General features: G+C 67.7%; 27 protein-coding genes. 15 read left to right on the forward strand and 12 right to left on the reverse strand.

Features of this window, described 5'->3' with window-relative positions; genetic code table 11:
• Nucleotides 1-5 precede the first annotated feature (5 nt).
• The 4 genes from U5O44_RS11240 to U5O44_RS11255 are packed head-to-tail and all read left to right on the forward strand — an operon-like array spanning nt 6 to nt 2,451.
• Entirely contained in the window at nt 6-344 is a 339-nt protein-coding gene (locus U5O44_RS11240) for a (2Fe-2S) ferredoxin domain-containing protein (RefSeq protein WP_322588567.1), read from the forward strand.
• A 15-nt stretch (nt 345-359) separates the two neighbouring features.
• Entirely contained in the window at nt 360-977 is a 618-nt protein-coding gene (locus tag U5O44_RS11245; protein WP_322588568.1) for an alpha/beta hydrolase, read from the forward strand.
• Between the two features lie 26 nt (nt 978-1,003).
• Nucleotides 1,004-2,152, forward strand: coding sequence for a D-alanyl-D-alanine carboxypeptidase family protein (locus tag U5O44_RS11250; protein ID WP_322588569.1), 1,149 nt, complete (start codon nt 1,004-1,006; stop codon nt 2,150-2,152).
• Between the two features lie 14 nt (nt 2,153-2,166).
• Nucleotides 2,167-2,451 (forward strand): YbeD family protein, encoded by a 285-nt coding sequence (locus U5O44_RS11255; protein WP_322588570.1) that lies wholly within the window; start codon nt 2,167-2,169, stop codon nt 2,449-2,451.
• Nucleotides 2,452-2,476: 25 nt separating this feature from the next.
• On the opposite strand, the gene U5O44_RS11260 is transcribed toward U5O44_RS11255, so the two are convergent.
• A complete protein-coding gene (locus tag U5O44_RS11260; protein WP_322588571.1) occupies nt 2,477-2,686 on the reverse strand; it encodes a DUF2788 domain-containing protein in 210 nt (69 codons plus the stop codon).
• Between the two features lie 148 nt (nt 2,687-2,834).
• Nucleotides 2,835-3,536: a DUF2189 domain-containing protein gene (locus U5O44_RS11265; protein WP_322588572.1), complete on the reverse strand. Its 702-nt coding sequence runs from the start codon at nt 3,534-3,536 to the stop codon at nt 2,835-2,837.
• A 237-nt stretch (nt 3,537-3,773) separates the two neighbouring features.
• On the opposite strand from U5O44_RS11265, the gene U5O44_RS11270 reads away from it, so the two are divergent.
• On the forward strand, nt 3,774-4,082 hold the full coding sequence (locus tag U5O44_RS11270; RefSeq protein WP_322588573.1) for a hypothetical protein: 309 nt from the start codon (nt 3,774-3,776) through the stop codon (nt 4,080-4,082).
• A 37-nt stretch (nt 4,083-4,119) separates the two neighbouring features.
• Nucleotides 4,120-4,968 (forward strand): HDOD domain-containing protein, encoded by an 849-nt coding sequence (locus U5O44_RS11275; RefSeq protein ID WP_322588574.1) that lies wholly within the window; start codon nt 4,120-4,122, stop codon nt 4,966-4,968.
• A 58-nt stretch (nt 4,969-5,026) separates the two neighbouring features.
• Here the strand turns inward: U5O44_RS11275 and U5O44_RS11280 are convergent, their stop codons facing one another.
• Entirely contained in the window at nt 5,027-5,509 is a 483-nt protein-coding gene (locus tag U5O44_RS11280; protein WP_322588575.1) for an Lrp/AsnC family transcriptional regulator, read from the reverse strand.
• 208 nt (nt 5,510-5,717) lie between these two features.
• On the opposite strand from U5O44_RS11280, the gene U5O44_RS11285 reads away from it, so the two are divergent.
• Complete coding sequence (locus tag U5O44_RS11285; RefSeq protein WP_322588576.1) at nt 5,718-7,400, forward strand: long-chain-fatty-acid--CoA ligase; 1,683 nt, start codon at nt 5,718-5,720, stop codon at nt 7,398-7,400.
• A 119-nt stretch (nt 7,401-7,519) separates the two neighbouring features.
• On the opposite strand, the gene U5O44_RS11290 is transcribed toward U5O44_RS11285, so the two are convergent.
• The gene (locus tag U5O44_RS11290) at nt 7,520-7,939 is read right to left on the reverse strand and encodes an SET domain-containing protein (protein ID WP_322588577.1); all 420 of its coding nucleotides are present in this window, start codon (nt 7,937-7,939) and stop codon (nt 7,520-7,522) included.
• Nucleotides 7,940-8,466: 527 nt separating this feature from the next.
• Between U5O44_RS11290 and U5O44_RS11295 the strand changes: the two genes are divergently transcribed.
• Complete coding sequence (locus tag U5O44_RS11295; RefSeq protein WP_322588578.1) at nt 8,467-9,606, forward strand: branched-chain amino acid ABC transporter substrate-binding protein; 1,140 nt, start codon at nt 8,467-8,469, stop codon at nt 9,604-9,606.
• 167 nt (nt 9,607-9,773) lie between these two features.
• Nucleotides 9,774-12,452, forward strand: coding sequence for a bifunctional acetate--CoA ligase family protein/GNAT family N-acetyltransferase (locus U5O44_RS11300; protein WP_322588579.1), 2,679 nt, complete (start codon nt 9,774-9,776; stop codon nt 12,450-12,452).
• A 75-nt stretch (nt 12,453-12,527) separates the two neighbouring features.
• Here U5O44_RS11300 and U5O44_RS11305 read toward each other — a convergent pair whose 3' ends face one another.
• Nucleotides 12,528-12,851, reverse strand: a complete 324-nt coding sequence (locus U5O44_RS11305; protein WP_322588580.1) for a nucleotide pyrophosphohydrolase — start codon at nt 12,849-12,851, stop codon at nt 12,528-12,530.
• A gap of 15 nt (nt 12,852-12,866) precedes the next feature.
• Here U5O44_RS11305 and U5O44_RS11310 point away from each other — a divergent pair, with 15 nt between their 5' ends.
• Genes U5O44_RS11310 through kefC form a run of 4 tightly spaced genes read left to right on the forward strand, consistent with a single transcriptional unit; the run spans nt 12,867 to nt 16,991 of the window.
• Nucleotides 12,867-13,754: a Rossmann-like and DUF2520 domain-containing protein gene (locus U5O44_RS11310; RefSeq protein WP_322588581.1), complete on the forward strand. Its 888-nt coding sequence runs from the start codon at nt 12,867-12,869 to the stop codon at nt 13,752-13,754.
• A gap of 44 nt (nt 13,755-13,798) precedes the next feature.
• Complete coding sequence (locus tag U5O44_RS11315; protein ID WP_322588582.1) at nt 13,799-14,302, forward strand: hypothetical protein; 504 nt, start codon at nt 13,799-13,801, stop codon at nt 14,300-14,302.
• The gene (locus U5O44_RS11320) at nt 14,292-15,131 is read left to right on the forward strand and encodes a DNA/RNA non-specific endonuclease (RefSeq protein ID WP_322588583.1); all 840 of its coding nucleotides are present in this window, start codon (nt 14,292-14,294) and stop codon (nt 15,129-15,131) included. The genes U5O44_RS11315 and U5O44_RS11320 overlap by 11 nt, the downstream gene beginning before the upstream one ends.
• A gap of 54 nt (nt 15,132-15,185) precedes the next feature.
• Nucleotides 15,186-16,991: a glutathione-regulated potassium-efflux system protein KefC gene (kefC, locus tag U5O44_RS11325; protein WP_322588584.1), complete on the forward strand. Its 1,806-nt coding sequence runs from the start codon at nt 15,186-15,188 to the stop codon at nt 16,989-16,991.
• A 34-nt stretch (nt 16,992-17,025) separates the two neighbouring features.
• Here the strand turns inward: kefC and U5O44_RS11330 are convergent, their stop codons facing one another.
• The 6 genes from U5O44_RS11330 to U5O44_RS11355 all read right to left on the reverse strand — a co-directional run bounded on the left by U5O44_RS11330 (nt 17,026) and on the right by U5O44_RS11355 (nt 20,884).
• Nucleotides 17,026-17,466: a GNAT family N-acetyltransferase gene (locus tag U5O44_RS11330; protein ID WP_322588585.1), complete on the reverse strand. Its 441-nt coding sequence runs from the start codon at nt 17,464-17,466 to the stop codon at nt 17,026-17,028.
• Nucleotides 17,460-17,681, reverse strand: coding sequence for a hypothetical protein (locus tag U5O44_RS11335; protein WP_322588586.1), 222 nt, complete (start codon nt 17,679-17,681; stop codon nt 17,460-17,462). Before U5O44_RS11335 ends, U5O44_RS11330 begins: the two co-directional genes overlap by 7 nt.
• Nucleotides 17,678-18,277 carry an ATPase gene (locus U5O44_RS11340; protein WP_322588587.1) on the reverse strand — a complete coding sequence of 200 codons (600 nt, stop codon included), beginning with the start codon at nt 18,275-18,277 and terminating at the stop codon, nt 17,678-17,680. Before U5O44_RS11340 ends, U5O44_RS11335 begins: the two co-directional genes overlap by 4 nt.
• Before the next feature lie 527 nt (nt 18,278-18,804).
• Entirely contained in the window at nt 18,805-18,942 is a 138-nt protein-coding gene (locus U5O44_RS11345) for a hypothetical protein (protein ID WP_322588588.1), read from the reverse strand.
• A 14-nt stretch (nt 18,943-18,956) separates the two neighbouring features.
• Nucleotides 18,957-19,241 (reverse strand): hypothetical protein, encoded by a 285-nt coding sequence (locus U5O44_RS11350; RefSeq protein WP_322588589.1) that lies wholly within the window; start codon nt 19,239-19,241, stop codon nt 18,957-18,959.
• A 707-nt stretch (nt 19,242-19,948) separates the two neighbouring features.
• Nucleotides 19,949-20,884: an IS5 family transposase gene (locus U5O44_RS11355; RefSeq protein ID WP_322588590.1), complete on the reverse strand. Its 936-nt coding sequence runs from the start codon at nt 20,882-20,884 to the stop codon at nt 19,949-19,951.
• 237 nt (nt 20,885-21,121) lie between these two features.
• Between U5O44_RS11355 and U5O44_RS11360 the strand changes: the two genes are divergently transcribed.
• Complete coding sequence (locus tag U5O44_RS11360; RefSeq protein WP_322588591.1) at nt 21,122-21,829, forward strand: hypothetical protein; 708 nt, start codon at nt 21,122-21,124, stop codon at nt 21,827-21,829.
• Between the two features lie 141 nt (nt 21,830-21,970).
• Here the strand turns inward: U5O44_RS11360 and U5O44_RS11365 are convergent, their stop codons facing one another.
• On the reverse strand, nt 21,971-22,453 hold the full coding sequence (locus U5O44_RS11365) for a MarR family winged helix-turn-helix transcriptional regulator (RefSeq protein ID WP_322588592.1): 483 nt from the start codon (nt 22,451-22,453) through the stop codon (nt 21,971-21,973).
• A 124-nt stretch (nt 22,454-22,577) separates the two neighbouring features.
• Here U5O44_RS11365 and U5O44_RS11370 point away from each other — a divergent pair, with 124 nt between their 5' ends.
• Entirely contained in the window at nt 22,578-24,308 is a 1,731-nt protein-coding gene (locus U5O44_RS11370; RefSeq protein WP_322588593.1) for a tannase/feruloyl esterase family alpha/beta hydrolase, read from the forward strand.
• The last annotated feature ends 66 nt before the right edge of the window (nt 24,309-24,374 follow it).

The following is a 24,374-nucleotide window of genomic DNA, read 5'->3' on the forward strand; positions in this document are numbered from 1 at the left end:
CCGCCATGAGCAGCACGAGCAGTTATTACCAACGCCATATCTTCTTCTGCCTGAACCAGCGCGACAACGGCCAGTCCAGTTGCGGCGACTTCCAGGCACAGGCAGGGTTCGACCGCTGCAAGCAGCAGGTCAAGGCCGCCGGACTGGCCGGTCCCGGACAGGTCCGGGTCAACAAGGCGGGCTGTCTGGACCGCTGCGCGGGTGGTCCGGTGGCCGTGGTCTACCCGGAAGCCACCTGGTACACCTTCGTCGACCACCACGACATCGACGAGATCGTCGAGTCGCACCTGAAGAATGGCCAGATCGTCGAACGTCTGGTGCTGCCGGCCGATGTCGGACGCTGAACGCACGGGACACCGATGAACGCCCACACCGAACGCCTGCACGTGACCGGCCCGGCCGGGGCCATCGAGGTGGCCATCGACCAGCCGCCGGGCGTCGACACCCCCCGCGGCGTGGCCGTGCTGGCCCACCCGCACCCGCTGTTCGGCGGCACGATGGACAACAAGGTCGTGCAGACCATGGCGCGTGCCTTCCTGCAGATGGGCTACCGCACGGTGCGCTTCAACTTCCGCGGTGTCGGCACGACCGAGGGCGTGCACGACGAAGGCCGCGGCGAGAGCGAAGACCTGCTCGCCGTGGTCGCCGCCCAGCGCGTGCCGGGTCTGCCGCTGGTGCTCGGCGGCTTTTCCTTCGGTGCCTATGTCACCACGCTGGCCGCCGCCCGCCTCGAAGGCGATGCACGCGCCGAGCGCCTGCTGCTGGTCGGTCCGTCTACACAACGCGCCCGGCCTGCCGATGTCCCCGAGGACACCGTGGTGATCCACGGCGAGACCGACGATGTCGTGCCCCTGACCGCCACGCTCGACTGGGCCCGCCCGCAACACCTGCCCGTCACCGTGATGCCCGGTGTCGGCCATTTCTTCCACGGTCAACTGCCCCGCCTGCGCCAGCTCATCGTGCGCAGCTGGCACTGACCCCTGCACCTGAACCGATTCCACCGATGAAACGACTCCTTGCCACCCTGGCGATGGCCCTGGTCCTGCCGCACACCCTGGCACAGACCACCCCGCAGCCACCCGAAATCGCCGCCAAGGCCTATGTGCTGCTCGACCTGAGCGCAGACCAGCCCCTGGCCGGCCGCAACCCCGACGCCACCGTCGAGCCGGCCTCGCTCACCAAGCTGATGACCGCCTACCTGGTCTTCCAGGCCCTGCGCGACAAGAAGCTCACGCTGGACCAGGAGCTGACCGTCTCCGAGCGCGCCTGGCGCACCGGCATGACCGATGCCTCGCGCATGTACATCCAGGTCGGCAACAAGGTGAAGGTCGAAGACCTCATCAAGGGCATGATCGTGCAGAGCGGCAACGACGCCACCGTGCTGCTGGCCGAGGCCATCGGCGGCTCGGTGGAGAACTTCGTCGCGATGATGAACCGCCAGGCGCAGGCCTTCGGCCTGAAGGTCTCGCAGTTCAAGAACCCGGAAGGCCTGCCCGCGCCGGGCCATGTCAGCACGGTGCGCGAACTCGGCACCATCGCCACGCGGCTGCTGAACGACTTCCCCGGCGACGTGCGCTACTACGCCCTCAAGGAATTCACCTTCAACAAGATCACGCAGCAGAACCGCAACCTGCTGCTGTGGCGCGACCCGAGCGTCGACGGCCTGAAGACCGGCTACACGGACGCCGCCGGTTACTGCCTGATCGCCACCGCCAAGCGCGATTTCCCGAACGGTCCGCGCCGGCTGATCAGCGTGGTCGTGGGCGCCAGTTCCAAGGAAGCCCGCGCCGTCGAGAGCCAGAAGCTGCTCAACTGGGGCTACAGCGCCTGGGATTCGGTCAAGGTCTATGACGCCGGCCAGGTCATCACGCAGGCCGAACTCTGGAAGGGCGCCACCGCCACCGCCAAGCTCGGCACGCAAGCGCCGGTGGTCGTCTCGGTGCCACGCGGCGAGGGCGCGCAGCTCAAGACGCAGCTGGTGCGCACCGATCCGCTGATCGCGCCCCTCAGCAGGGGCCAGCAGGTCGGCACGCTCAAGGTGCTGTCGGGCAACACGGTGGTGCGCGAGGTGCCGGTGACGGTGCTGGAAGCGGTGGAGCAGGCGGGCATGTTCGGGCGCGCCTGGGACACGCTGCGCCTGTGGATGCGCTGAGCCGGGAGACGCACATGCACAATCCCCGAGACATTCCGCCCGAGCAGTCGCTGATCGAATATCCCTGCGATTTTCCGATCAAGGTCATGGGGGCCAACGTCGAGGGATTCGTGACGGCCGTGACCCATGTGGCCCGGCAGTTCGATCCCGGCTTTGACGCCAGCACGGTCGAGATCCGCCCGAGCAAGGGCGGCAACTACCTGGGCGTGACCATCACCATCCGCGCCACCAGCCGGCCACAGCTCGACGAGCTGTACCGCACGCTGACGACGCATCCGATGGTGAAGATGGTGCTCTGACGCTAGTCGCTGGTCGCCTGCCGGCTCACATGTCGAGCAGCCAGGCGATCACGCTCTTGGCGATGAAGCCCAGCATGCCGAAGGCCAGCACGACGAAGAGCACGAAGGTGCCGAAGCGACCCGCCTTGGACTCGCGTGCCAGCTGTGCGATGACAAACAGCATGTACACGATGAAGGCGCCGACGCCGACCGTCAGACCGAACTGGGAAAGCTGTTCCTCGTTGTAGCCGAGCATGGACAGGGGCGTGGGACGCGGTACGGAGAGAGGGTAGGCAAGGGCGCCGCGATCTTACGCGCAGAGTCCTTGTCAGGATGGCCTCCGCGGGCACAGATATCTTGATCCAGCGCAAGCCAGCCAGCGGACCGGCGAGGACGACTGCAGGTCAAGGCGCCGCGTACAGATCCCGGTAGGCGTACCAGCTCGCATGGCCGAGCATCGGCACGACGAACACCAGCCCGACCAGCACCGCCGCCAGACCGAGCAAGGTGAAGCCCATCACCAGTGCTGCCCACACGGCCATCGGCACCGGGTTGTCCAGCACCGTGCGCCAGCTCGCCAGCACGGCGGCCCAGACACCAACCGGTCGGTCCAGCAGCATCGGAATGGCCACCACGCTGGAGGCGAACACCGGTGCGGCCAGCAGCCCGCCCAGCGCGAGCCACAGCTCGAACAGCCAGGAATCCCGGTTGGCCACCACATGGCGCAGGAAATCGATCGGCGTCTCGATCGGCCGAGGCGCATACAGCGTGATCAGCGCCGCCGAGGTCATCACCCAGCAGGTGCCGGCCGCCGCCAGCAGCACGCCAAACACCACGAGCCGCCGGTCCAGCGAGCGCCAGACCGCCACCACGGTCGACCAGCCGGCCGCCTCGCCTCGCTCCAGCGCCCGGCTGACGGCGTACAGCCCGGTGGCCAGGATCGGAGCCACCAGCAGGAACCCGGACAGCGAACCCGCCAGCACCCAGAAGTGGTCCTTGGCAAACAGCATCAGCAGCATCCCCAGACCCGCCAGCAGCGCGCCGTGGCCGAAGCTGACCGCCGGAACCTGACGGATGTCATGCCAGGAACGTTCCAGCCAGGTCATGGGCTGCAGCGGACGCAACAACCGGGCAGAGGAGGGGGCAGCAGCAGGCGCATTCATGCCCCGGATGCTAGGGCCAGACGGGCTCCAGGGGAACCCGTGGCACTCCCGAGACACCACGGCCGCGCATCGCCTGCAGGGCACTGCGTGAAGACCCTGATGAAAAAACCACTGCCGTGGCCGATGACGGTGTCATCCCTTCGCAATCCTTGCACTCCTTGCACTCCACGAAAGTCGGCCATGTCTTACCGCCATCTGCTCCCACGCCTATCTCCGCAATGGGTGCCGCGGCTGTCCGCGCTGTCGCTGCAGGCCCTGCGCCAGCGGCGTGCGGAGTGGACACGGGACCGGGAGAAGGCGGCCGAGGCCGCACACGAGGCCTGCGCCAGCGAAGGCGCCGAGGTGGATCTGCGCACGGTCGAACTCGATGGACAGCGCTTCCGGGCGCTGTACCGCAATGGCGAGCTGGTCTGTCTGCTGCCGCCCCCACAGGAGGCCGTGCCCCTGGGGGCCGTTCAATGTGCCCCACGATCGACCGATAACCCCTGATCCCTGATCCCTCCCTCACCCCATTCCGGAGCCGAACATGCTCGCGCAGCCCCTGCCCGATCTCGCTGCCTGGTCGCAGTACCTCACGGGCCGACCGATTCCGGTCCTGCCCGACACGGCGGAGGAGTTGTCGCTGCTGGCCGAGGTCGAAGACCGGCACGGCACCGTCGATGCCCACCTGATCGAGGAAGCGATCGGCGACGATCCGCTGATGACGCTGCAGGTGCTGGCCCATGTGTCGCGGCACCGTGCCCAGCGTCAGGTCACGGACGTGGACACGGTGACGGCAGCGGTCGTGCTGATGGGGATCGGGCCGTTTTTCAAGACGTTCTCGCCATTGCTGGTGCTCGATGACCACCTCGACGCCCACCCGCATGCCGTGGCCGAGATCCGTCGCCGGATCCGTCGCTCCTGGTGTGCGGCGCGGCTGGTGACCGAGTTCGCGCTGCTGCATGCGGAGGGCCACGCCAGCGCACTGCAGAAGGCGGCCTTGCTGCACGGACATGCGACCCTGCTGCTGTGGTGCCATGCCCCTGCGCTGGCGCAGGCCGTCCAGGACCGGTGCATGCAGGAGCCGACCCAAGACTGCCGCCACCATGAACGTGCGGTGCTGAACATCGAGTTGAGCGCACTGGAACACCAGCTCGCCCGCGACTGGCGCCTGCCGGCGACGCTGCTGCGGCTGACCGATCCGGACGATGCCCACAGCCAGGTGCTGCTGCAGCCGCAGCGCCGCCTGCTGGAGATCGCGCTGACACTGGCCGACCGACTGGACCGCGAAGGCCCCCAGGCCACGCCGACGCTGGAAGAACTCGACGAGTTGTCCGGCCTGCTGACCTTGTCCACGCCGTCGGTCCAGCGCCTGTTCGAGAACACGCTGGCCTGATGCCCGCAGGCGATCCGGACTGGCGAACCACCACAGCACACACAGACCGGCAACGGCTTCAGATCGGCACAGCGCGCTGCAGCTTGACCTGGTCGAGCACAAAACTGGTCTTGCAGTCCTGGACCCCGGGATGGAGCAGCAGCGTGTCCATCATGAAGCGGCCGTAGTGGGCCATGTCGGCCACCACGATCCGCAGCAGGTAGTGCATCCCGGTGCTCAGGCAGACACACTCGGCGACCTCGGGCCAGTCCTGCACCGCGGCGCGGAACTGCGTGGTCAGACGCCCGGCCTGGGCTTCGGCTGGCCGCTGCAGCTGCACCTCCAGATAGGCACACAGCCCCAGGCCAAGCTTGCCCGGCGGCACGATCGCGGCGTATCCAGCGATCACCCCAGCGTCCTCCAGCCGGCGCACCCGCCGCAGCACGGCGGAAGCGGACAGCTGCACCTGTGCGGCGAGTTCGTCATAGGTGATGCGCCCCTGCAGTTGCAGCGCGGCAAGAATGCGCCGGTCCACGGCGTCCAGCGTCAATTCGGAGTCCATCGGAAGATCATTGCAGGAATGATCAGTACCATCCTGAATCCGGGCTGAGGGTGTCCCGGGCGCCGACAAGCCCATGCCGGCACTGCGCGTGTCGCGGCAGGGACAGCCAGTCGCCGCAGGTACGGGCAAGCCCCGAGGGCCGAAGCTGACACGCAGCTGAACAATCGACCATCCCTTGTTCCGTCCTTGCGTCCGATCTGGAGCCCCCATGACCACCACCCACCGCCCCTGGCTGCAGAGCTATCCCGACGGCGTCCCGGCCACCATCGAACCCCAGGGCACGCTGGTCGATCTGCTCGACGGCAGCTTTCACCAGTACGCCAGCCGGCAGGCTGCGCTCTTCCTGAACCAGGCGTTCACCTTCCGCACCATCGACGAGCAGTCGGTCGCGCTCGGCGCCTGGCTGCAGGCGCGGGGGCTGGCCCGCGGCGCACGGGTCGCCCTGATGATGCCCAACCTGCCGCAGTACATGGTGGCGATCGCGGCCGTGCTGCGCGCGGGCTATGTCGTCGTCAACGTCAACCCGCTCTACACCCCGCGCGAGCTGCAGCACCAGCTGGTCGACTCGGGGGCCGAGGCGATCGTCATCCTGGAAAACTTCGCCGCCACCCTGGAGGAGGTCATCGACCAGACGCCGGTGAAACATGTCGTGCTGGCGGCCATGGGCGACATGCTGCCGCTGTGGCGCCGGCAGCTGGTGAACTTCGTGGTGCGCCATGTGCGCAAGATGGTGCCGGAGTTCCGGCTGCCGGCGGGCAACGGCCGCAGCGTCACCCGCTTCAACGACGCGGTGGAGCAGGGCAGCCGCCTGAAGCTCAGCCGCGCCGCGGTCGCCCCGGAGGACATCGCCTTCCTGCAGTACACCGGCGGCACCACCGGCGTGTCCAAGGGCGCCACGCTGCTGCACCGCAACGTGGTGGCCAATCTCCAGCAGAGCGAGGCCTGGTTCCAGCCCATGCTCAAGCGCCTGGGCGACCAGCAGATGACCTGCGTGTGCGCCCTGCCGCTTTACCACATCTTCGCGCTCACGGTCTCGTTCTTCCTGGGCGCACGCATGGGCCAGCGGCTGATCCTGATCCCGAACCCGCGCGATCTGCCCGCGCTGATCGGCGCGCTCAAGGGCCACCGCATCCACATGTTCCCGGCCGTCAACACGCTCTACAACGCGCTCGCCCACAACGCCGAATTCGCGCGTCTGGACTTCTCGCAGCTCGTGGTGTCCAACGGCGGTGGCATGGCCGTGCAGAAGGCCACCGCCGAGAAGTGGCTCAAGGTCACCGGCTGCCCGATCGCCGAGGGCTACGGCCTGTCGGAGACCTCGCCTGTGGCGACCGCCAACCGCATCGACCTCAAGGAGTTCACCGGCACCATCGGCCTGCCCGTGCCCTCCACCGACATCGCCATCCGTGACGACGACGGCCAGGATGTGGCACTGGGCGAGCCCGGCGAGATCTGCATCCGCGGCCCGCAAGTGATGGCCGGCTACTGGAACCGCCCGGACGAGACCGCGCAGGTCATGACGGCGGACGGCTACTTCAAGTCCGGCGACATCGGCGTGATGGATGCGCGAGGCTATGTCCGCATCGTCGACCGCAAGAAGGACATGATCCTGGTGTCGGGCTTCAACGTCTACCCGACCGAGATCGAGCAGGTCGTCAGCCTGCACCCCGGCGTGCTGGAGTGTGCCGCCGTGGGCATCCCCGACGAGCGCACGGGCGAGGCGGTCAAGCTCTTCGTCGTCAAGGAGGATCCGTCGCTGAGCGAGGAAGACCTGGCGGCCTACTGCAAGGACAACTTCACCGCCTACAAGCGGCCCAAGCACATCGAGTTCCGCGACGAGCTGCCCAAGAGCAATGTCGGCAAGATCCTGCGCCGCGAACTGCGGTCCTGAGCACCAGGCCCGGCTGGTTGCTCACGGACTATCCACCGACATTCCACCGGCTGTACACGACCTCTCCACTGCCTGTCCACAGCCATGGGGCCGGTTCTCCCGGGTTGCCCACCACTTGTTCACAGCTTGCCCACGCAGTTGGGCGCACCACAGCGGCAGGCCAGACGGCCTTCGTGGTGCGTTTCACCGTAGTGGCAGGTGATCTCCTCACCCGGCGCAATCGCCCGCATGGCGTAGATTTCGATGCGGCCCTGCCGGATGCGCAGCACCGCATTCGGTGAGCAAGAGTGGTTCGTGAAGCGCAGCGGATCGGTCGATCTGGACGCATCAATCGCTCTTCTGGGCGAAATCTCGACCATCATGATGCGTTCCATCGTCTTCACGCGCTCCCAGGCCTCTTGCACGCTGATCCTCTCGCCGCGGATCTCGCCGATCTTGCGCCGGGCCGGAATCGCCTCGCCCGCAAAGGCCCCCGTGCCCTCGATCGGGCTGGGCGCAGCCAGGACGGTGTACTTCTGAGGGTTGGCAGGCGTGCCCATGGACGGATCCCCGATCGTGAAAGACTGCCATGGTACGGGTTGCCGTCACCAGCCACAGTGGATAACTCCGGCGCGGGCGCCCGTGACGGGCTGCACGGAACAAGTCTGTGGAGAAACGTTGAACAGGCGGGGAGTTGTGCATGAAAACCCGGAGTGCCGGAAAGTTTCACCCTCTTTGTCCCGGACGGCTCCACCGGGTCACACACAGGCTTTTCACCAGCTCAAGTGGTTGATTCACAAGGGAAAATCCAGGTTATGCACACAAAACAGCCCCCTCTATTACTATGTACTATCTTTAAAAGAAGAAACAAGAAGGGAGAAGAACAAGTCTGGAAGACACGGCGCAAGCCGCCTTGCCCACCTGACAGACCAGCCCGTCACCACCCGTGCTGCGCTGCACGGGACAAGCCCGGCGAAGCTGGCACGCATCTTGAAAGATGGCTGCGCCTCGCCGGCAGACCGTCGGCAGTCCGAGCACCGTCTCCCATCCTCTGTCGTCTCTCTCTCTTTAGTCGGAGTCTGAATCCATGAATCACACGCTCAACGTCGTCATCGCTGCAGTCGCACTGGTCGCAGCCACGCAGGTCAGCGCACAGGAAGTCGTCAAGATCGGTCACGTGGGCCCGACCAGCGGTGGCATTGCCCACCTGGGCAAGGACAACGAGAACGGCGCGCGCATGGCGATCGACGAACTCAACGCCAAGGGCGTGTCGATCGGCGGCAAGAAGGTGAAGTTCGAGCTGCTGGCCGAAGACGACGGTGGTGACCCGAAGCAGGGCACGGCCGCCGCGCAGAAGCTGGTGGACTCGAAGGTCGCCGGCGTGGTGGGCCACCTGAACTCGGGCACCTCGATCCCGGCGTCGAAGATCTACAGCGACGCGGGCATCCCGCAGATCTCGCCGTCGGCGACGAACCCGAAGTTCACGCGCCAGGGCTTCAAGACGACGTTCCGCGTGGTGGCGGATGACGTGCACCTGGGCGGCACGCTGGGCCGCTACGCCGCCAAGGAACTGAAGGGCAAGTCGATCGCGGTGATCGATGACCGCACGGCGTATGGGCAGGGCGTGGCCGACGAGTTCGAGAAGGGCGTGAAGGCGGCGGGCGGCAAGACGGTGGCACGCGAGTTCACGAACGACAAGGCGACGGACTTCACGGCGATCTTGACCAACCTGAAGGCGAAGAAGCCGGACATCGTGTTCTTCGGCGGGATGGACGCGGTGGCGGGCCCGATGATCCGGCAGATGAAGCAGCTGGGCATCAAGGCGAAGTTCATGGGCGGCGACGGCATCTGCTCGGGCGAGCTGCCCAAGCTGTCGGGCGGCGCGATGGACGACGGTCAGGTGGTGTGCGCGGAAGCGGGCGGCGTCGAAGGCGAGCAGAAGAAGGGCATGGAGGAGTTCAAGGCGCGCTTCAAGACGAAGTTCAACGCGGACGTGCAGATCTACGCGCCGTATGTGTACGACGCGCTGAACGTGATGGTTGCGGCGATGGAGAAGGCGGGGTCGAGCGACCCGGCGAAGTACCTGCCGGTGCTGGCCAAGACGTCGGGCTACAAGGGCGTGACGGGCAACATCAGCTTCGACGAGAAGGGCGACGTGAAGAACGGCGCGCTGACGATGTTCACCTACAAGGGTGGCAACCGCGAGCAGATCGCCGTCGTGCGCTGACCGTGTCCTGAGGCACCAGGCAAAGCGTCCTTGCGGCGTTTTGCACACCGGAACCCGCTCGCTGTTTGCGCAACAGCAAGCGGGTTTTTTGTTGTCTGCTGCGCTGCACCAGACGGACCGCTCCTTGCCGTATGCTGGTACGTCTCCTTCTCAATGGGTGTGCCCCCGTGGACCATCATTTCCTGACGCCGCTGTTTTCCCCCAAGTCGATCGTCGTGTTCGCTGGGCCACCGGACCATCTGGACGAGGCGCCGCCGCTGGCCCGCGCCATGCTCCGCGAGCTGCAGGCGCACAAGTTCGACGGCACGCTGAGTTTTCTCGACGTCGACATGACGGGCACGCTGTCCGATCTGGCCCAGTCGCGGGCCGATCTGGCCGTCATCGCATTGCCGCATGCGCGCATCGCGGCCGCGCTGGAGATTGCCGGGCGCATCCGCTGCCGTGCGGCGCTGGTGCTCTCCACCGGGCTGCCGGCTGCGGCCTGCGCCGACCTGCATGAGATCGCCCGCCGCCACGGCATGCACCTGCTCGGGCCGAACAGCCTGGGCCTGCAGCGTCCGCTGCTCAAGCTCAACGCCAGTGCTGCCGGGCGGCTCGCCACGGCCGGCCCGCTCGCGCTGGTCTGCCAGTCGGGGGCCTTGACCGCGTCCATTCTCGATTGGGCCGCACGCAATGCGGTCGGGTTCTCCACCGTGGTCTCGCTCGGGGCGAACACGGCGGTCGATCTGCCGCAGGTGCTCGATTTCCTGGCCAACGACGCCTCCACCCAGAGCATCCTCGTCTACATGGAGGGCATCCACGATGCCCGCCGCTTCATGAGCGCGCTGCGGGCGGCGGCCTTCGCCAAGCCGGTGGTGGTGATGAAGGCCGGGCGCCAGCCCGCAGGCTCCAAGGCCGCGCTGACCCACTCGGCCAGCATCGTCGGCTCGGACGATGTGTTCGAGGCGGCGCTGCGCCGCGCGGGTGTCGTGCGGGTGCGGGCCTTCACGCAGCTGTTCTCGGCCGCCAAGTGCCTGGCCTCGCGCTACAAGCCGATCGGCAAGGGGCTGGCCATCGTCACCAACGGCGGCGGCCCGGCGGTGCTGGCGGCCGACCGCGCCAACGAGATCGGCCTGGAGGTGGCGCGGCTGGTGGACACGAGCTGCACCGAGCTGGCGCCGCAGCTGTCACCGCATGCCACGCTGGAATCCGTCATCGACCTGGGCGAAGAGGCCACGCCGGCCCAGTTCCGCGCCGCATTGCAGGCCTGTGCCAAGGACCGCTCGGTGCACGGCGTGCTGGTCATCTTCTCGCCCAAGCTCGACAGCGACCCGGACGCCATCGCACAGGTCGTCTGCGACCACGCACATGCCATGGGCAAGCCGGTGCTGACCTGCTGGATGGGCGACGAGCGGGTGCGCGACGCCCGCATCATGCTCAACGCGATCGCCATTCCCACCTTCCGCACGCCGGAGGCTGCGGTCGATGCCTTCGCCAATGTGGCCAACTTCTACCAGAACCAGCAGCTGCTGCAGCAGACGCCGCCGCCCCAGTCCACGCTGGCACGGCCGGATGTCGAGGGCGCGCGGCTGCTGATCGAGGGCGTGCTGGCCGAGCGGCGGCGCGTGCTGACCGAGATGGAGTCCAAGGCGCTGCTGGCGGCCTTCCACATCCCCGTGACGCGCACCATGCTGGCGCGCACCGCCACCGAGGCGATGCTGATCGCCAGCCAGCTCGGCTACCCGGTGGCGCTGAAGATCGACTCGCCCGACATCAGCCACAAGTCGGACGTCGAGGGCGTGGCGCTCAACGTGATGACCGCCACCCAGGTGCGCGACGTCTTCAACGACATGCTGGCCGCCGTGCGCCGGGTGCAGCCGCAGGCGCGCATCAACGGCGTGACCATCCAGCCCATGAGCGGCAAGAAGCGTGGCCGCGAGATCTACATCGGCCTGACCACCGACATGCCCTTCGGTCCGGTCATCACCTTCGGCTCGGGCGGCACGATGATCGAGCTGATCGCCGACCGGGCGATGGAACTTCCGCCGCTGAACCAGTTCCTGGCGCGCCGGCTGATCGAGCGGGCGCGGGTGTCGACCCTGCTGGGCGAGTGGCGCGGTGCGCCGGCGGCCGATGTCGAGGCGGTCGAGCAGATCCTGCTGCGGGTGTCGGAGATGGTCTGCGAGCTGCCGCAGCTGCGCGAGATGGACATCAACCCCATCATCGTGGACGACGACGGCGCGGTGGCGGTGGACGCGCGCATCGTCATCGACCACGCCGGCCCGACCGCCCGCGACTACAACCACCTGGCCATCCTGCCCTACCCGAGCAGCTACGAGCGCGAGTGGCCGATGAAGGGTGGCGATCTCTACACGATCCGCCCGATCCGCCCGGACGACGCCGACATGCTGCAGGCCTTCACCCGCGGCCTGTCCGAGGAGAGCCGCTATTTCCGCTTCGCCAGCGCGATGCACGAGCTGCCGGCGCGCATGCTGGCCCGCTACACGCTGATCGACTACGACCGCGAGATGGCGCTGGTGGCCGTGCACACCGACCGCCGGCCCGGCGAGGACGGCACCTTCATCGAGACCGAGAAGATCATCGGCGTGTCGCGCTTCATCACCAACCCGGACCAGACCACCTGCGAGTTCTCGCTGGTGGTGTCGGACGACTACAAGGGGCAGGGGCTGGGCTCGCGGCTGATGCTGTCGATCGCCGACTTCGCGCGCCACAAGGGGCTGTCGCAGATCGAGGGGCTGGTGCTGGCCAACAACCCGAACATGCTGCGGCTGATGCGCGGCCTGGGCTACGAGGTGCGGTCGTTTCCGGAAGACCCGGACTTCAAGCTGGTCGTCAAGGCGCTCTGAGGGGCCTGGAGGGGTCAGGAGCGGCCTGGCGCTGTCCACGGGCTACCCCACAGGCCCGGTGCCGCGACAACGCCCTCAGCGGCCCGGATTCGGCGGGTACTTGACCGCGTTCAGGCCGATCTTGCGGTCCACGGCCGCCGCGACGTCGACGCCGCAGCGGTCGGCGATCTGCACCAGGTAGACCAGCACGTCGGCGATCTCCTCGCCCAGGTGCTGCTGCACGGCGGGGTCGTCCGCGACGCGGGTGGAGGCCTCGGGCGTCATCCACTGGAAGATCTCGACCAGTTCGGCCGCCTCGACCACCATGGCCATCGCCAGGTTCTTGGGCGTCTGGTAGGGCTCCCAGCCACGTTCGGCCGAGAAATCGCGCAGGCGGGCCTGCAGTGCGGGGATGTCCATGGGCATCATCCTGCCATGAACATCTCTCCTGAACCCCTCCCCGAACTGCCAGCGCTGCGCATCGCCCTGGTCGGCGCTGGCCGCGTGGCGCGGGCGCTGGTGCTCGCGCTGGACCGTGCCGGCCTGCCGGTGGTCGCGGTCGGCAGCCGGCAGCCCGAGCGGCTGTCGGCGTCGTGTTATCCACAGCCCTGCACGCCGCAGCAGGCGGTCGACCGTGCCGATCTGGTGCTGCTCACCGTGGCGGACGACGCGATCGCGCCGGTGGCGGCGGCGCTGCGCTGGCGGGCCGGGCAGGCCGTGGTGCATTGCAGCGGCGCCACCGAGGTCGCCGCGCTGGACGCCGCCGCACAGGCCGGTGCCCACACCGGCGGCTTCCATCCGCTGCAGATCTTCTCCGACCCGGAGCGGGCCGCTCAGCGTCTGGCGGGCAGCACCGCGGCGATCGAGGCCGGCCCCGCGCTGATGCCGACGCTGCATGCGCTGGCGGCGGTGCTCGGCATGCCGGCCATCGTGCTGCCGCCGGGCATGCGTGTGCGTTACCACGTGGCGGCCGGCTACGCAGCGAGTTTCCTGCTGCCGGTGCTGCAGGAGGCGGCGGCGCTGTGGGCCAGCTTCGGCGTGGACGAGGCCGATGCGCTGCGGGCGCTGCTGCCGCTGTCGCGCGGCACGCTCGATGCGGCCGAGGCGCGGGGTCTGGCGGGGGCCGTGTCGGGCCCGATCGCGCGGGGTGACCTCGGCGTGGTCACGCGCCATCTGGCCGAACTCGACCGGCTCGGGCCGACCCGGGCCGCTTTCTACCGACTTCTGGCGGCACCTCAGCCAGCGCTGGCGACACAAGCCGGACGTTTGGATGAGGATTTGCGCAAGCGGCTGGAATTTTTACTTCGTGCCGCAGACTGTTAAGAAAAAGAACGACACAATTTGCGCAAATTCAGCTTTCATGTGCCATGCCCCGCCTGTCGTCCCCCGCCCATAACCCGTTCTCGACTGCATCGGCAGCCGATGGCGTCGAGCCGTATGTGTCGCCGCCCAGCAACCGGGGCGTGCACTACAGCGTGCCCGAGGGCTACCGCCACCACTACGAGCGCTCCTGGCTGGTGCCGAGCTGGCCGGTCGGGCTCGGGCTGCTGATCCTGGCGGCGCTGCTGTTCTATCTGCGCAGTGACCAGCTCCTGCCGCAGCTCATGGGCCGCACGACCACCCGGGTGCTGGCCGTGGAGCCGGCCGCGTCTGCCGCCAATCCCTGGACCGGCGAAGCCCACTGGGGGAATTCCCCCAAGACCGCCGAGCCCTTCCCGCTCGACTTCCCCGCCAACCTGCCCCCCACCGCGGCAGGGCCGAGCGTTGCCACAGCCCCCAGCGTGTTCAAGTGTGTCCAGGCCAACGGTCTGGTGGTCTACCAGCAGCAGCGCGACTGCGGACCGGCACAGGCGGCCCGTGGTGATCGCTGAGTCGGGCATGCGCGGCCTGCGTTTTCTGGTGGCCCTGCTGGTCGTGGCCTGGCTGGGGGCTTGCGGTGGCGGTGACGAAGAGGCTGGCGAAGACGCTGCGCCCACGCCCACGGTGTATCCCTCCCCGAACGGTCCGGCCAGCACCGACTGGGTCATCCGCCAGGACTACGGCGGCTACCAGCTCACCTACGACTGCACGACGCGCACCGCGCTGCAATACAGCTACACCCTCGGCTTCGACGACGGCACTGTCGCCCGTCCGACCAGCTTCAAGCTCGACCCGACCCTGCCCGAGGGCTGTGGACAACAGACGACGGCCAACAGCTACGCCGCGGCCATCTACCCCGGCTACGACCGCGGGCACCTCGTCTCGTCCAACCACATGGACTACGACGCGGACTACATCCTGCGCGCCAACTACATGACGAACATCGTCCCGCAGGTGGCGACGTTCAACCGCAATGTCTGGCTCGACGCCGAGAACGTCGCCGAGTGCTACCGCGACATCGCGCCGGTGCAGGTCTACGGCGGTGTGGTCTACAGCGATCCCTCCAACGACTGGTTCCTTGCCAGCCACGGCATCCGCACGCCCGAGCATTTCTGGAAGGCCATCCTCACCACCGACCCGGCCACCGGCGCGCCCAAGGCCATCGCCTGGTACATCCCGAATGTCGAAGGGCTGACCGGGCTCGATCCCTACCTCGTCAGCATCGACGAGCTGGAGCGCCTGGTCGGCACGTCCCTGGTCGGCATCACCGCGTCCCCTGCGGTCAAGGCCATGAAGCCGGCGACGAGCTGGCCGCTGCCCGCAGGCTGCAACTACAACTGAGGCACCTGGGCCAGCAGGTCCGGCCAGTATGCTGCGCGCCAGGAGAATGGCGCGATGGAACACGGACACTGGCTCAACGCCTCACTGGTCTACCTCGCCGCGGCGGTGATCGCGGTGCCGCTGGCGCGCAAGCTGGGGCTGGGCTCGATCATCGGCTACCTGGGGGCGGGCATCGCGATCGGCCCCTTCGGCCTGCAGTTCGTCCACGACCCGGACGCGATCCTGCAGTTCGCCGAGTTCGGTGTCGTGCTGATGCTGTTCCTGATCGGGCTGGAGCTGGAACCACCGCGGCTGTGGGCTATGCGCCGCTCGATCTTCGGCTGGGGCAGCGCGCAGGTGCTGGGCTGTGCGGTGGCGGTGGGCGGCGTGGCGCTGCTGCTGCGCGTGTCCTGGCCGGTGGCGGTGGTGACCGGGCTGGGGCTGGCCTTGTCGTCCACGGCGGTGGCATTGCAGGTGATGCAGGAGCGCAACCTGATGGGCACCCAGGGCGGGCAGGCCGGCTTCTCGATCCTGCTGTTCCAGGACGTGGCCGCCATTCCGATCCTCGCCATGATCCCGCTGCTGGCGCCCAAGGTGCAGGACAGCGGCAACCCGTGGGGCGAGGCGCTGCGGGCGCTGGGCGTCATCGTCGGCATCATCGTGGTCGGCCGCTTGCTGCTGCGGCATGCGCTGCGCTGGATCGCGCGCAGCGGCTCGCAGGAGATCTTCACTGCCGCTGCGCTCGGGCTGGTGGTGGGGCTGGCCAGCCTGATGCACGCGGTGGAGCTGTCGGCGGCACTCGGGGCCTTCCTGGGCGGTGTGCTGCTGGCGGAGAGCGAGTACCGGCGCGAGCTGGAAACCGACGTCGAGCCGTTCAAGGGCCTGCTGCTCGGGCTGTTCTTCATGGCGGTGGGCATGTCGATCGACTTCCACGCCGTGCGCGAACACCTCGGCACGGTGGCGCTGCTGCTGATCGGCTTCCTGGCGATCAAGGCGCTGGTGCTGTGGGGGCTGGCGCGGGTGGTGGCGGTGCCGGGGCCGGAGCGGCCGGTGTTCACGCTGCTGCTGGCGCAGGGCGGCGAGTTTGCGTTCGTCGTCTTCCAGCAGGGCGCCAATGTGCGGGTGCTGACCGAATCGCAGGTCTCGGTGCTGATCGGCACGGTGGCGCTGTCGATGCTCGTCACGCCGCTGCTGCTGGTGGCGATGGACCGCTGGGTGCTGCCACGTTACGCACAGATTTCTGTGGATAACTCACCCCATGCGCTGACCGAGCCGCAGCAAGCGCCGGTCATCATCGCCGGCTTCGGCCGCTACGGGCAGGTGGTCGGGCGGCTGCTCTATGCCAACGGCGTGAAGCCGACCGTGCTCGACCACGACGCGGAGCAGATCGCTTCGCTGCGCCGCCTGGGCTTCCGGGTCCACTACGGCGACGCGACGCGGCTCGACCTGCTGCGCATGGCGGGGGCGGCGTCGGCCAAGGTGCTGGTGGTGGCGATCGACGATGTGGACCAAAGCCTGAAGCTGGTCGATCTGGCGCAGGAACACTTTCCACACCTGACGCTGGTGGCGCGGGCGCGCAATGTGCAGCACTACTTCGCGCTGCGCGACCGGGGTGTGGAGATGATCGAGCGCGAGACGCTGGATGCGGCGTTGATGAGCGGGCGCAGCGTGCTCGAACAACTGGGCTGGACGCCTGAGCGGGCGGGCGAGCTGGCGACCCGCTTCCGGGGGCATTCGGTGGCGCAGCTCGAAGCCCTGTGGCCGCACCACCGCGACGAGCAGGTGATGGTGTCGATGGCGCGCAAGGGGCGCCAGCAGCTGGAAGAGCTGTTCGCGCAGGAGCGGGCGCAGCGCGAGGACGCTGGGCGGCCTGGGGGCTGAACGCGCGGGGCCTCGCCCGGCCTGGCCCGTTCTGTCAGCCGAGCAGGTGTCGGTACTGCACGAAGCCGCTCTTGTCGGCGATGCGGTCGTACAGCTTCATCGCGTCCTGGTTGGTCTCGTGGGTGAGCCAGTGGACACGCGATGCCCCGGCCTGCGCGGCGGCGGCGTAGACATGCTCGATCAGCGCCCGGCCGACCCCCTGGCCGCGGTGCTCGGGCGAGGCGTAGAGATCCTGCAGGTAGCAGTAGTCGCCGGTCGTCCAGCAGCTCCGGTGGAAGATGTAGTGGACGATCCCGATCAGCTGGCCATCGCGTTCGGCGACGGCGCAGTGCATCGGCTCGGCGGGGGTGTGGAAGCGTTCCCAGGTGCGGGCGGTGACGTGCTCGGGCAGGTCGGCGCGGTAGAACGCCTGGTAGCCCTTCCAGAGCGGGAGCCACTGGGCGTGGTCATCGGGGCGGGCGGTGCGGATCAGCATGGGGAGGGTTCCTGAGGGGCGTTCGGTGCGGGGCTGGCGTCGAGAGGCCGGTCTTCGCCGATGGCGACCGGGCGGCCGTCCTGCCAGACCACGGCGTAGTGGCCGAGGCGGCGCTTGCGCTCCAGGGTGCTGGTGACAGCGGCTTGCAGGGCAGCGAGCAGTTGCTGTGTCTCGATGAGCGGCGGGGACAGGGTTGCGGGGGTGGGGTTGTTCACAGGCCAGCCTCTTTCATCAGGTGGGCAAACAGTTCAGGGCGGTCGATGTGGCGCTGCTGGCCTTGCTGCTCGAAAACAAGTTCGGGCACCGTGTGGCGATTCATGAAGCAGCGCGTGCTGTCCACGGCGCCGGCATAGGCCGTCAGCAGGTTGTGCAGGCTGCGGGGAAAGCGCCGCGCCACGTCCGCGTCGTCGATGGCATGGCCGCCGTGGGCCACGCGCTCGGCCACCCGCTGCCGCGACATCTCGGCGCTGGGCAAGGCCAGGTAGATCAGCTCGACCCGCCAGCCTTCGTGGCGCAGCCGCTGCACCAGCTTCAGATAACCGCGACCCGACAGCGTGGTCTCGAAGGCAAAGCTCTCGCGGCGGCGGATGCAGGCGTCCATCTCGGCCAGGAACAGGCGGCTGGCGGCCATCAACTGCTGTTGCGGCGCGAGGGGGGACAGGCCGGCGGCGATCAGGTCGGCGTTGATGAAGCGCCGCACGGAGGCGATGGCGGGCAGGGACGCCAGCGCGAACGTGGTCTTGCCCGCGCCGTTCGGGCCGGCCATGACGAGGCAGACCGGGGCGGTGGGGGTGATCGTCGGGGAGGTCATGGGGGATGGGTGGCAGGTGCCCGGATGGTAAACCGGGGCGCTTTCACTGCCTCTGGCCAATACCCGATAGAAGAATTTCCGAACTGAGGACTTGTCACCCGCGCCCGCCAAGGCACCTGAGGGAGAGAAGGAGGGAGCGAAGGGGCAAGCCTCGACCCTGCACGCCGCGGCGGTGAAGCCTGACCGGCGTGTGGGGCTGGCCCCTTGCGGAACGGCATGACGCGCACCATCGGTCGGTCAGTCGGTCGCATTCGGGGGTCGCGTGCGGTTTCGACGCACGCGACAGGCTGCCTTCAGGGCTCGAACGCCCCACCACACCCGTGGCAGCTTGCGCCTCTGGGTCGCCGGTGTCGTGGTTCCCGCTCTACCGGCGTGGGAGGCCCGCGCGCCGAGCCGGGACGCGCACAGGGGGCGACAAGTCCGTGGAAGAGAACCCCTGTGGCGTGACGTGCAGACGCGCGGGCGCCGACGAGCGCCCCGAGGAAGTCAGGGGGCGCGCGGAGTCGGTCGGTCCGTGGAGGGCGGGGTCAGCGCAGGCGGGGAGGACGGAGGTGCCAGCGGTCGAGGGCGATGACGCGGAAGGTGCGTTCACGCAGGGCGAGGCGGCGCAGCCAGCCTGGGCGCAGGCGGGCGAGGGCGAAGGGGCGGAGGAGGAGGTGGTGCATCGTCGCGCTCGCGGTCACAGGCCCAGACGGCGGGCGGTGTGGGGATGGACGAAGCGCTCTTCGGCGGTGGGCTGCGAGGCGGGGCCGCCAGCGAGCCGGGAGCCGAGGTCGCAGCGCCAGGCGATGAGGGCGAGCAGGTCGCCGAGCACGCCGTGCAGCGGGCTGCGCTCGGGGTGGGCGACGACGAGTTCGCGCAGGCTGTCGAGGTCGGCGGCGATGTCGGAGAACAGGTCGGCGAGGCCGGGGAGGTGGAGATCGTCGGGCGTGGGGACGCCGGGGAGATGAGCGGTGTCAGCCATGAATGGCTCCTTCTGACAGGAATCGAACCTGCCTACCCCCACGCCAATGAGGGCGGCAGACCGTGCGAGGTTGGCGTACCGGAGAAGGGCCGGCGAGTCTTGCGACTCCCCCGCACGGCCCGCCATAGACGAAGCCATGCACGCAGCCCACATCGTACTGACGTGAAAAAGCCGCGTTGGGCGCGGCTGCTGCGCCTTCTGTCGGGACGCCAATCCCGTGCTCGCAGTGAGTGCGAGCGGGGCGGATGCTACACCGACGCCAGTGGAGGCAGTGGAACGCCTCGCATGTTGTTACGTGTGAGGAGTTGGTGAATGGGGTGGCCGCCATCGACATTGATGGGCTGTGCGCACTGCCGCAGCAGGTACTGGTGTCCGGTGGAGGTGGCTGCGGCAGGCCAGGTCGGCCGGGGTGACGTTGCATCGGTGGAGTCTTATCGAAGACCGCCACCATGATGCGCGGGCAGGGCCTGTTTGCAGTGCCCACCAACGCTCCGACGGTGTTGATGCGCTCAGGTGGGCCGCACCACCGCAGCCCAGGTGCGGCGTGCTGGTTTGCACTGGCACCGCACCCGACCATCCCTGCATGGACGTCAGTGGCGGCTAACACACCCCACTCATGGGCGCATCCTCTGCTTTGTGGATTCAACGCTTATGGGCTTTGTTGCACAACTCCGCCGAAGCCGAGTTCCCCCTGACCCCAGACGGAGTTACGCCATAGCCTGCGTCACCGGGGTGCCCAGGTGGGTGAAGCGGTTGAGCACCGCGGCCCTCACCTGCAACTCCACCACCTGCCGCTCGAAGGTGCGTGCCATCACCCGCTCGCCCAGCAGCTTGAAGCAGCGCATCTTCGTCTCCACCAGCGAGCGCCGGTGGTAGCCGCTCCACTTCTTCCAGATCCCCCGCCCCAACCGATTCGTCGCTCTCAGGATCTCGTTGCGCGCTGCCGCCCCCGGCCGCTTGGCCTTCCACGGCTGGGCGTTCTTGCGCGTCGGTATCACCGCCTCGGCTCCCCGCTCGGCGATCGCGTCGTGGCAGTCCTGCGTGTCATACGCCCCATCCCCGCTCACCGACAGCACCACCTCCTCGTCCGGAATCTGCCCGAGCAGCTCCGGCAGCATCGGCGCATCCCCCACGCTGTTGTCCGTCACCTCGATCGCCCGGATCTCCAGCGTCTGGGCGTCGATCCCCAGGTGTACCTTGCGCCACTGCCTGCGGTACTCCGCCCCGTGCTTCTTGGTCTTCCACTCGCCTTCGCCCAGCATCTTGATGCCCGTCGAGTCCACCAGCAGGTGCAGCCCGCCCCGGCTCGGCCTGGCCTTGATCTCCACCGTCAGCCGCTTCTCCCGGCGGCTCATCGTGCTGTAGTCCGGCGCCTGCCACTCCAGCCCCGACAGCCCCAGCACGCTCTGCACGAACCCCTGCGTCTGGCGCAGCGCCAGTCCGAACAGCACCTTCATCGTCAGGCAGCACTGCACCGCCGCGTCGCTGTACATCGCCGGTCGCCCCGGCTTGCCGCTGACCGGTGCGGCCTGCCACGCCATGTCCCGGTCCAGCCACATCGTCAGCGAGCCCCGCGCCCTCAGCGCCTTCGTGTACGGCGCCCAGTTCTTCGTCACGTACTTCTGCTTGGCTGGCTTGCTCATCCTGTCAGCCTACCTCACCGCTCGACCATCGGCCGGCGGGGTGGGTTGTGCAACAAAGCCAAGCGCAGCCGAAAAGCCAAATTTGATGCAAATTGATACAATAAGCTGTTTCTAAGTTGTTGATTTCATTGGATTTTTTCGACCACCTTGAAAGCACTGCCCGCTACAGCACCTGCCCCGTGGGTAGCTTGGCGGCGTTAAGCGTCAAAGGGACGACTCACACAATCGGAGTGCAAAATGACCGAACAAGAACTGGCTGCTGGCAAAGAGCAACTCGCCACCGAGCGGTTCAAGCTCGAACGTGAGAAGTCGGAATTCGAGCAGAAGAAGCTTCAGCGCGTAACCATCGCGGTGTCGACGGTTGCAGTCTTTGTCTCATCGCTTCAAGTCGGCGTTGCATTTCTGCAGAGTCGATTGGCCGCAGCGCAAACGGTGGAGAAGTTTATCCCACATTTGCAAAGGACTGAAACTAGAGATGCGGCGCTATTGACAATGTCGGTTTTCACTGATCAGTCGTTCGTCACTCAATTAGCGGAGAAGCTCAAGGCAACCGCTGTTCTTGAGACTCTACAAACGAAGGGGTCCTCGGAGGAGAAAGCTCAAGCGTCTACTGCCTTGTCTTCACTAGACCAACGCAGGCGCGCCTTAATCGAAGGAATGTTCTCCGCAGACAAGTCCGCGCGAATTTCTGCCACGACAGAGGTCGTTCGGCAGTGGAAGGGAGACGGGAAACTGGTGCCTGAATTGCTAGAATATGCCGCGACACGTGTGTCGAACCAAAGCGGAACAATTAATGCGCTAGTCGTGCTTCGGGAAATGGATCCGGAGCAACTTAAAGCCAACGCGACTGAATTGTCTGCTTGGTTAGAAAAGGCCAAGCAGAATGGTCCGCAAAGCGCTGGCTTGGTCAATGAAGTCACCATCCGAATGGGTAGCGCCAAGTGACGTCTCTCAAGAAAATCCTTCCAAGTGATTGATTTTCGATGAGTTTTTCAGGAGACTTTGGCAACCGGTTCGACAGGCACGAGCGTCATGCCGAGTTACTGCGCTCGCCTGGAGAGGTTGTTGATCACGCGCTGGCGGCGATCAGCCCGGCCGCGCACACGCCACCTTGTGCAGCAGCTCCAGCAGGATCTGCCGCTCACCCTCCGACAGCGCCGCCAGCAACGCCCGCTCGGTCTGCAGCAGCAGCGCCAGCGCCTGTGAGACGAGCTGCTCCCCGTCGGGCGTGATGCGCAGCGACTGCGCGCGCCGGTCGGTGGTGCTGCGCTCGCGCAGCAGCGTGCCGCGCTGGGTCATGCGGTCGAGCCAGGTCGTCATCGCCGGGGCGGTCATCGCCAGCGCCTTGGCGAGCTTGGACGGCGTCACGCTGCTGTTCTCCCGGACCAGTTGCAGGATCGTGAACTCCACCGGCCGCAGGCCCAGCGGCTGCCCCACCACGCGCTCGAACACCTCGTTGGTGACGATCGTCGCCTGCGCGAGCTGGTAGCCGAGCAGGGCGTGGATGCCCTTTTCCTCCAGTCCGCCCTTGGGCGTGAGGTCCGTCTGCGGGCGCTTGGTGTGGGGCATGGCGTGGGGATCCGGGTGGCCGGCCAGTGTAGCAATCCGAGGGAATTCACCGATTCGTCCGCACTTTTGCTTAATTAGATTAACTAGTTCGTACAGTAGTCAGCAGACGCATCAGGAGACAACCATGCGCAGAAACTTCGTTTTCCGACCTATCGGTGCCTTGTCCGTGGTGGCCGCCGCGGCCGGCTTGGTGGCGTGCGGTGGCGGTGATGACACCACGACCGCGACCCCCACGATCCCCCAGCTCACGGCCGCACAGGCCGGCACGCTCTCGGCCGCCTGCGCCAGCCTGACCGGCTTCACCTACGCGGGCGTCACCATCGACAGCGCGGCCACGGTCCCCGCCGGCACGCTCACGCTGGCGGGCCAGCCCGTGGCCGAACACTGCCGCGTGGCCGGCAAGCTCGGCTCGCGCACTGGCAGCGACGGCCAGACCTACGCCATCGGCTTCGAGATGCGCATGCCGCAGGCGTGGAGCGGCCGCTTCTACTACCAGGGCAACGGCGGACTCGACGGCAGCGTGGTCACCGCCACGGGCGCGACCGGCGGCGGCCCGACCACCCATGCGCTGCAGCAGGGCTTCGCCGTCATCAGCTCCGACGCCGGCCACACCGGCGCCCAGACGGCCGCGTTCGGCTTCGAAGCGCAGGCCCGCCTCGACTACGGCTACCAGGCCGCCGCCAAGCTCACCCCGATGGCCAAGGCGCTGGTCAAGGCCGCGTATGGCCGCGCACCGGACCGCTCCTACTTCGGCGGCTGCTCCAACGGCGGGCGCCACACGCTGGTCGCCACGAACCGGCTCGCGGAGGAATACGACGGCTTCCTGGCCGGCGCCCCCGGCTACAACCTGCCCAAGGCCGCGGTCTCGCAGATCTGGGGCGCCCAGCAGTACGCCCGCGCCTACACCGTCGGCGCGACGACCACGGCCAACGGCAGCACGATCGCCGACCTGGCCACCGCCTTCACCCCCGCCGAGCGCACGATGATCGCCGGCCGCATCCTGGCCAAGTGCGACGCGCTGGACAGCGCCGCCGACGGCATCGTCTCGGACACCGCCGCGTGCCAGAAGGCGTTCAGCCTGGCCGACGACGTGCCCACCTGCAGCGGCGATGTCCGCGACGGCACCTGCCTGACCGCGCTGCAGAAGGACGTGCTCGCCAACATCCACGCCGGCGCCCGCACCAGCACCGGCACGGCGATCTACAACACCTTCCCCTTCGACGCCGGCATCTCCGGCAGCGGCTGGGCGGCCTGGGAGTTTGTCAACTCGCTGGCGCTCGACCCGCTGGCGGCGGGGGTCGTGTTCAATGCCAACCCGGCCTTCCTCGCCAACCCGCTGACCGCCTCCATCGACGCCCTGGCCGCCGGCATCACCGCCACCAGCGCCACCTACACCGTCTCCGGCATGGACTTCATGACGCCGCCGACGCCGTCGAACCTGTCGGTGCTGAAGAATCGCGGCGCCAAGGTGATGGTCTACCACGGGGTCAGCGACGCGGTGTTCTCCTACGACGACTCGGTCACCTGGATCAAGAACCTCGCCAGCGCCAACGGCGGCGACGCCAGCAACTTCGCCCGCCTCTACGGCGTGCCGGGCATGAACCACTGCTCGGGCGGCCCCGCCACCGACCAGTTCGACATGCTCACGCCGCTGGTGCAGTGGGTCGAACAGGGCAAGGCGCCGGACTCGGTCGTCGCCAGCGCCCGCGGCACAGGCAACGCCGGCGGCGTCAACGCGGAAGTCCCGACGACCTGGGCCGCCACGCGCACCCGCCCGCTGTGCGCCTACCCCAAGGTCGCCAAATACAAGGGCACCGGCAGCCTGGAACTGGCCGACAGCTTCGCCTGCCAATGAGCGGCTGAACCCGCGTGACAGACGGGCGGCGGGGCCATGGTGCAATCTTCGGCTGGAGCCACACCC

Origin of the sequence: Sphaerotilus sp. (assembly GCF_034519685.1) — a bacterium.
Taxonomy (GTDB): domain Bacteria; phylum Pseudomonadota; class Gammaproteobacteria; order Burkholderiales; family Burkholderiaceae_C; genus Sphaerotilus.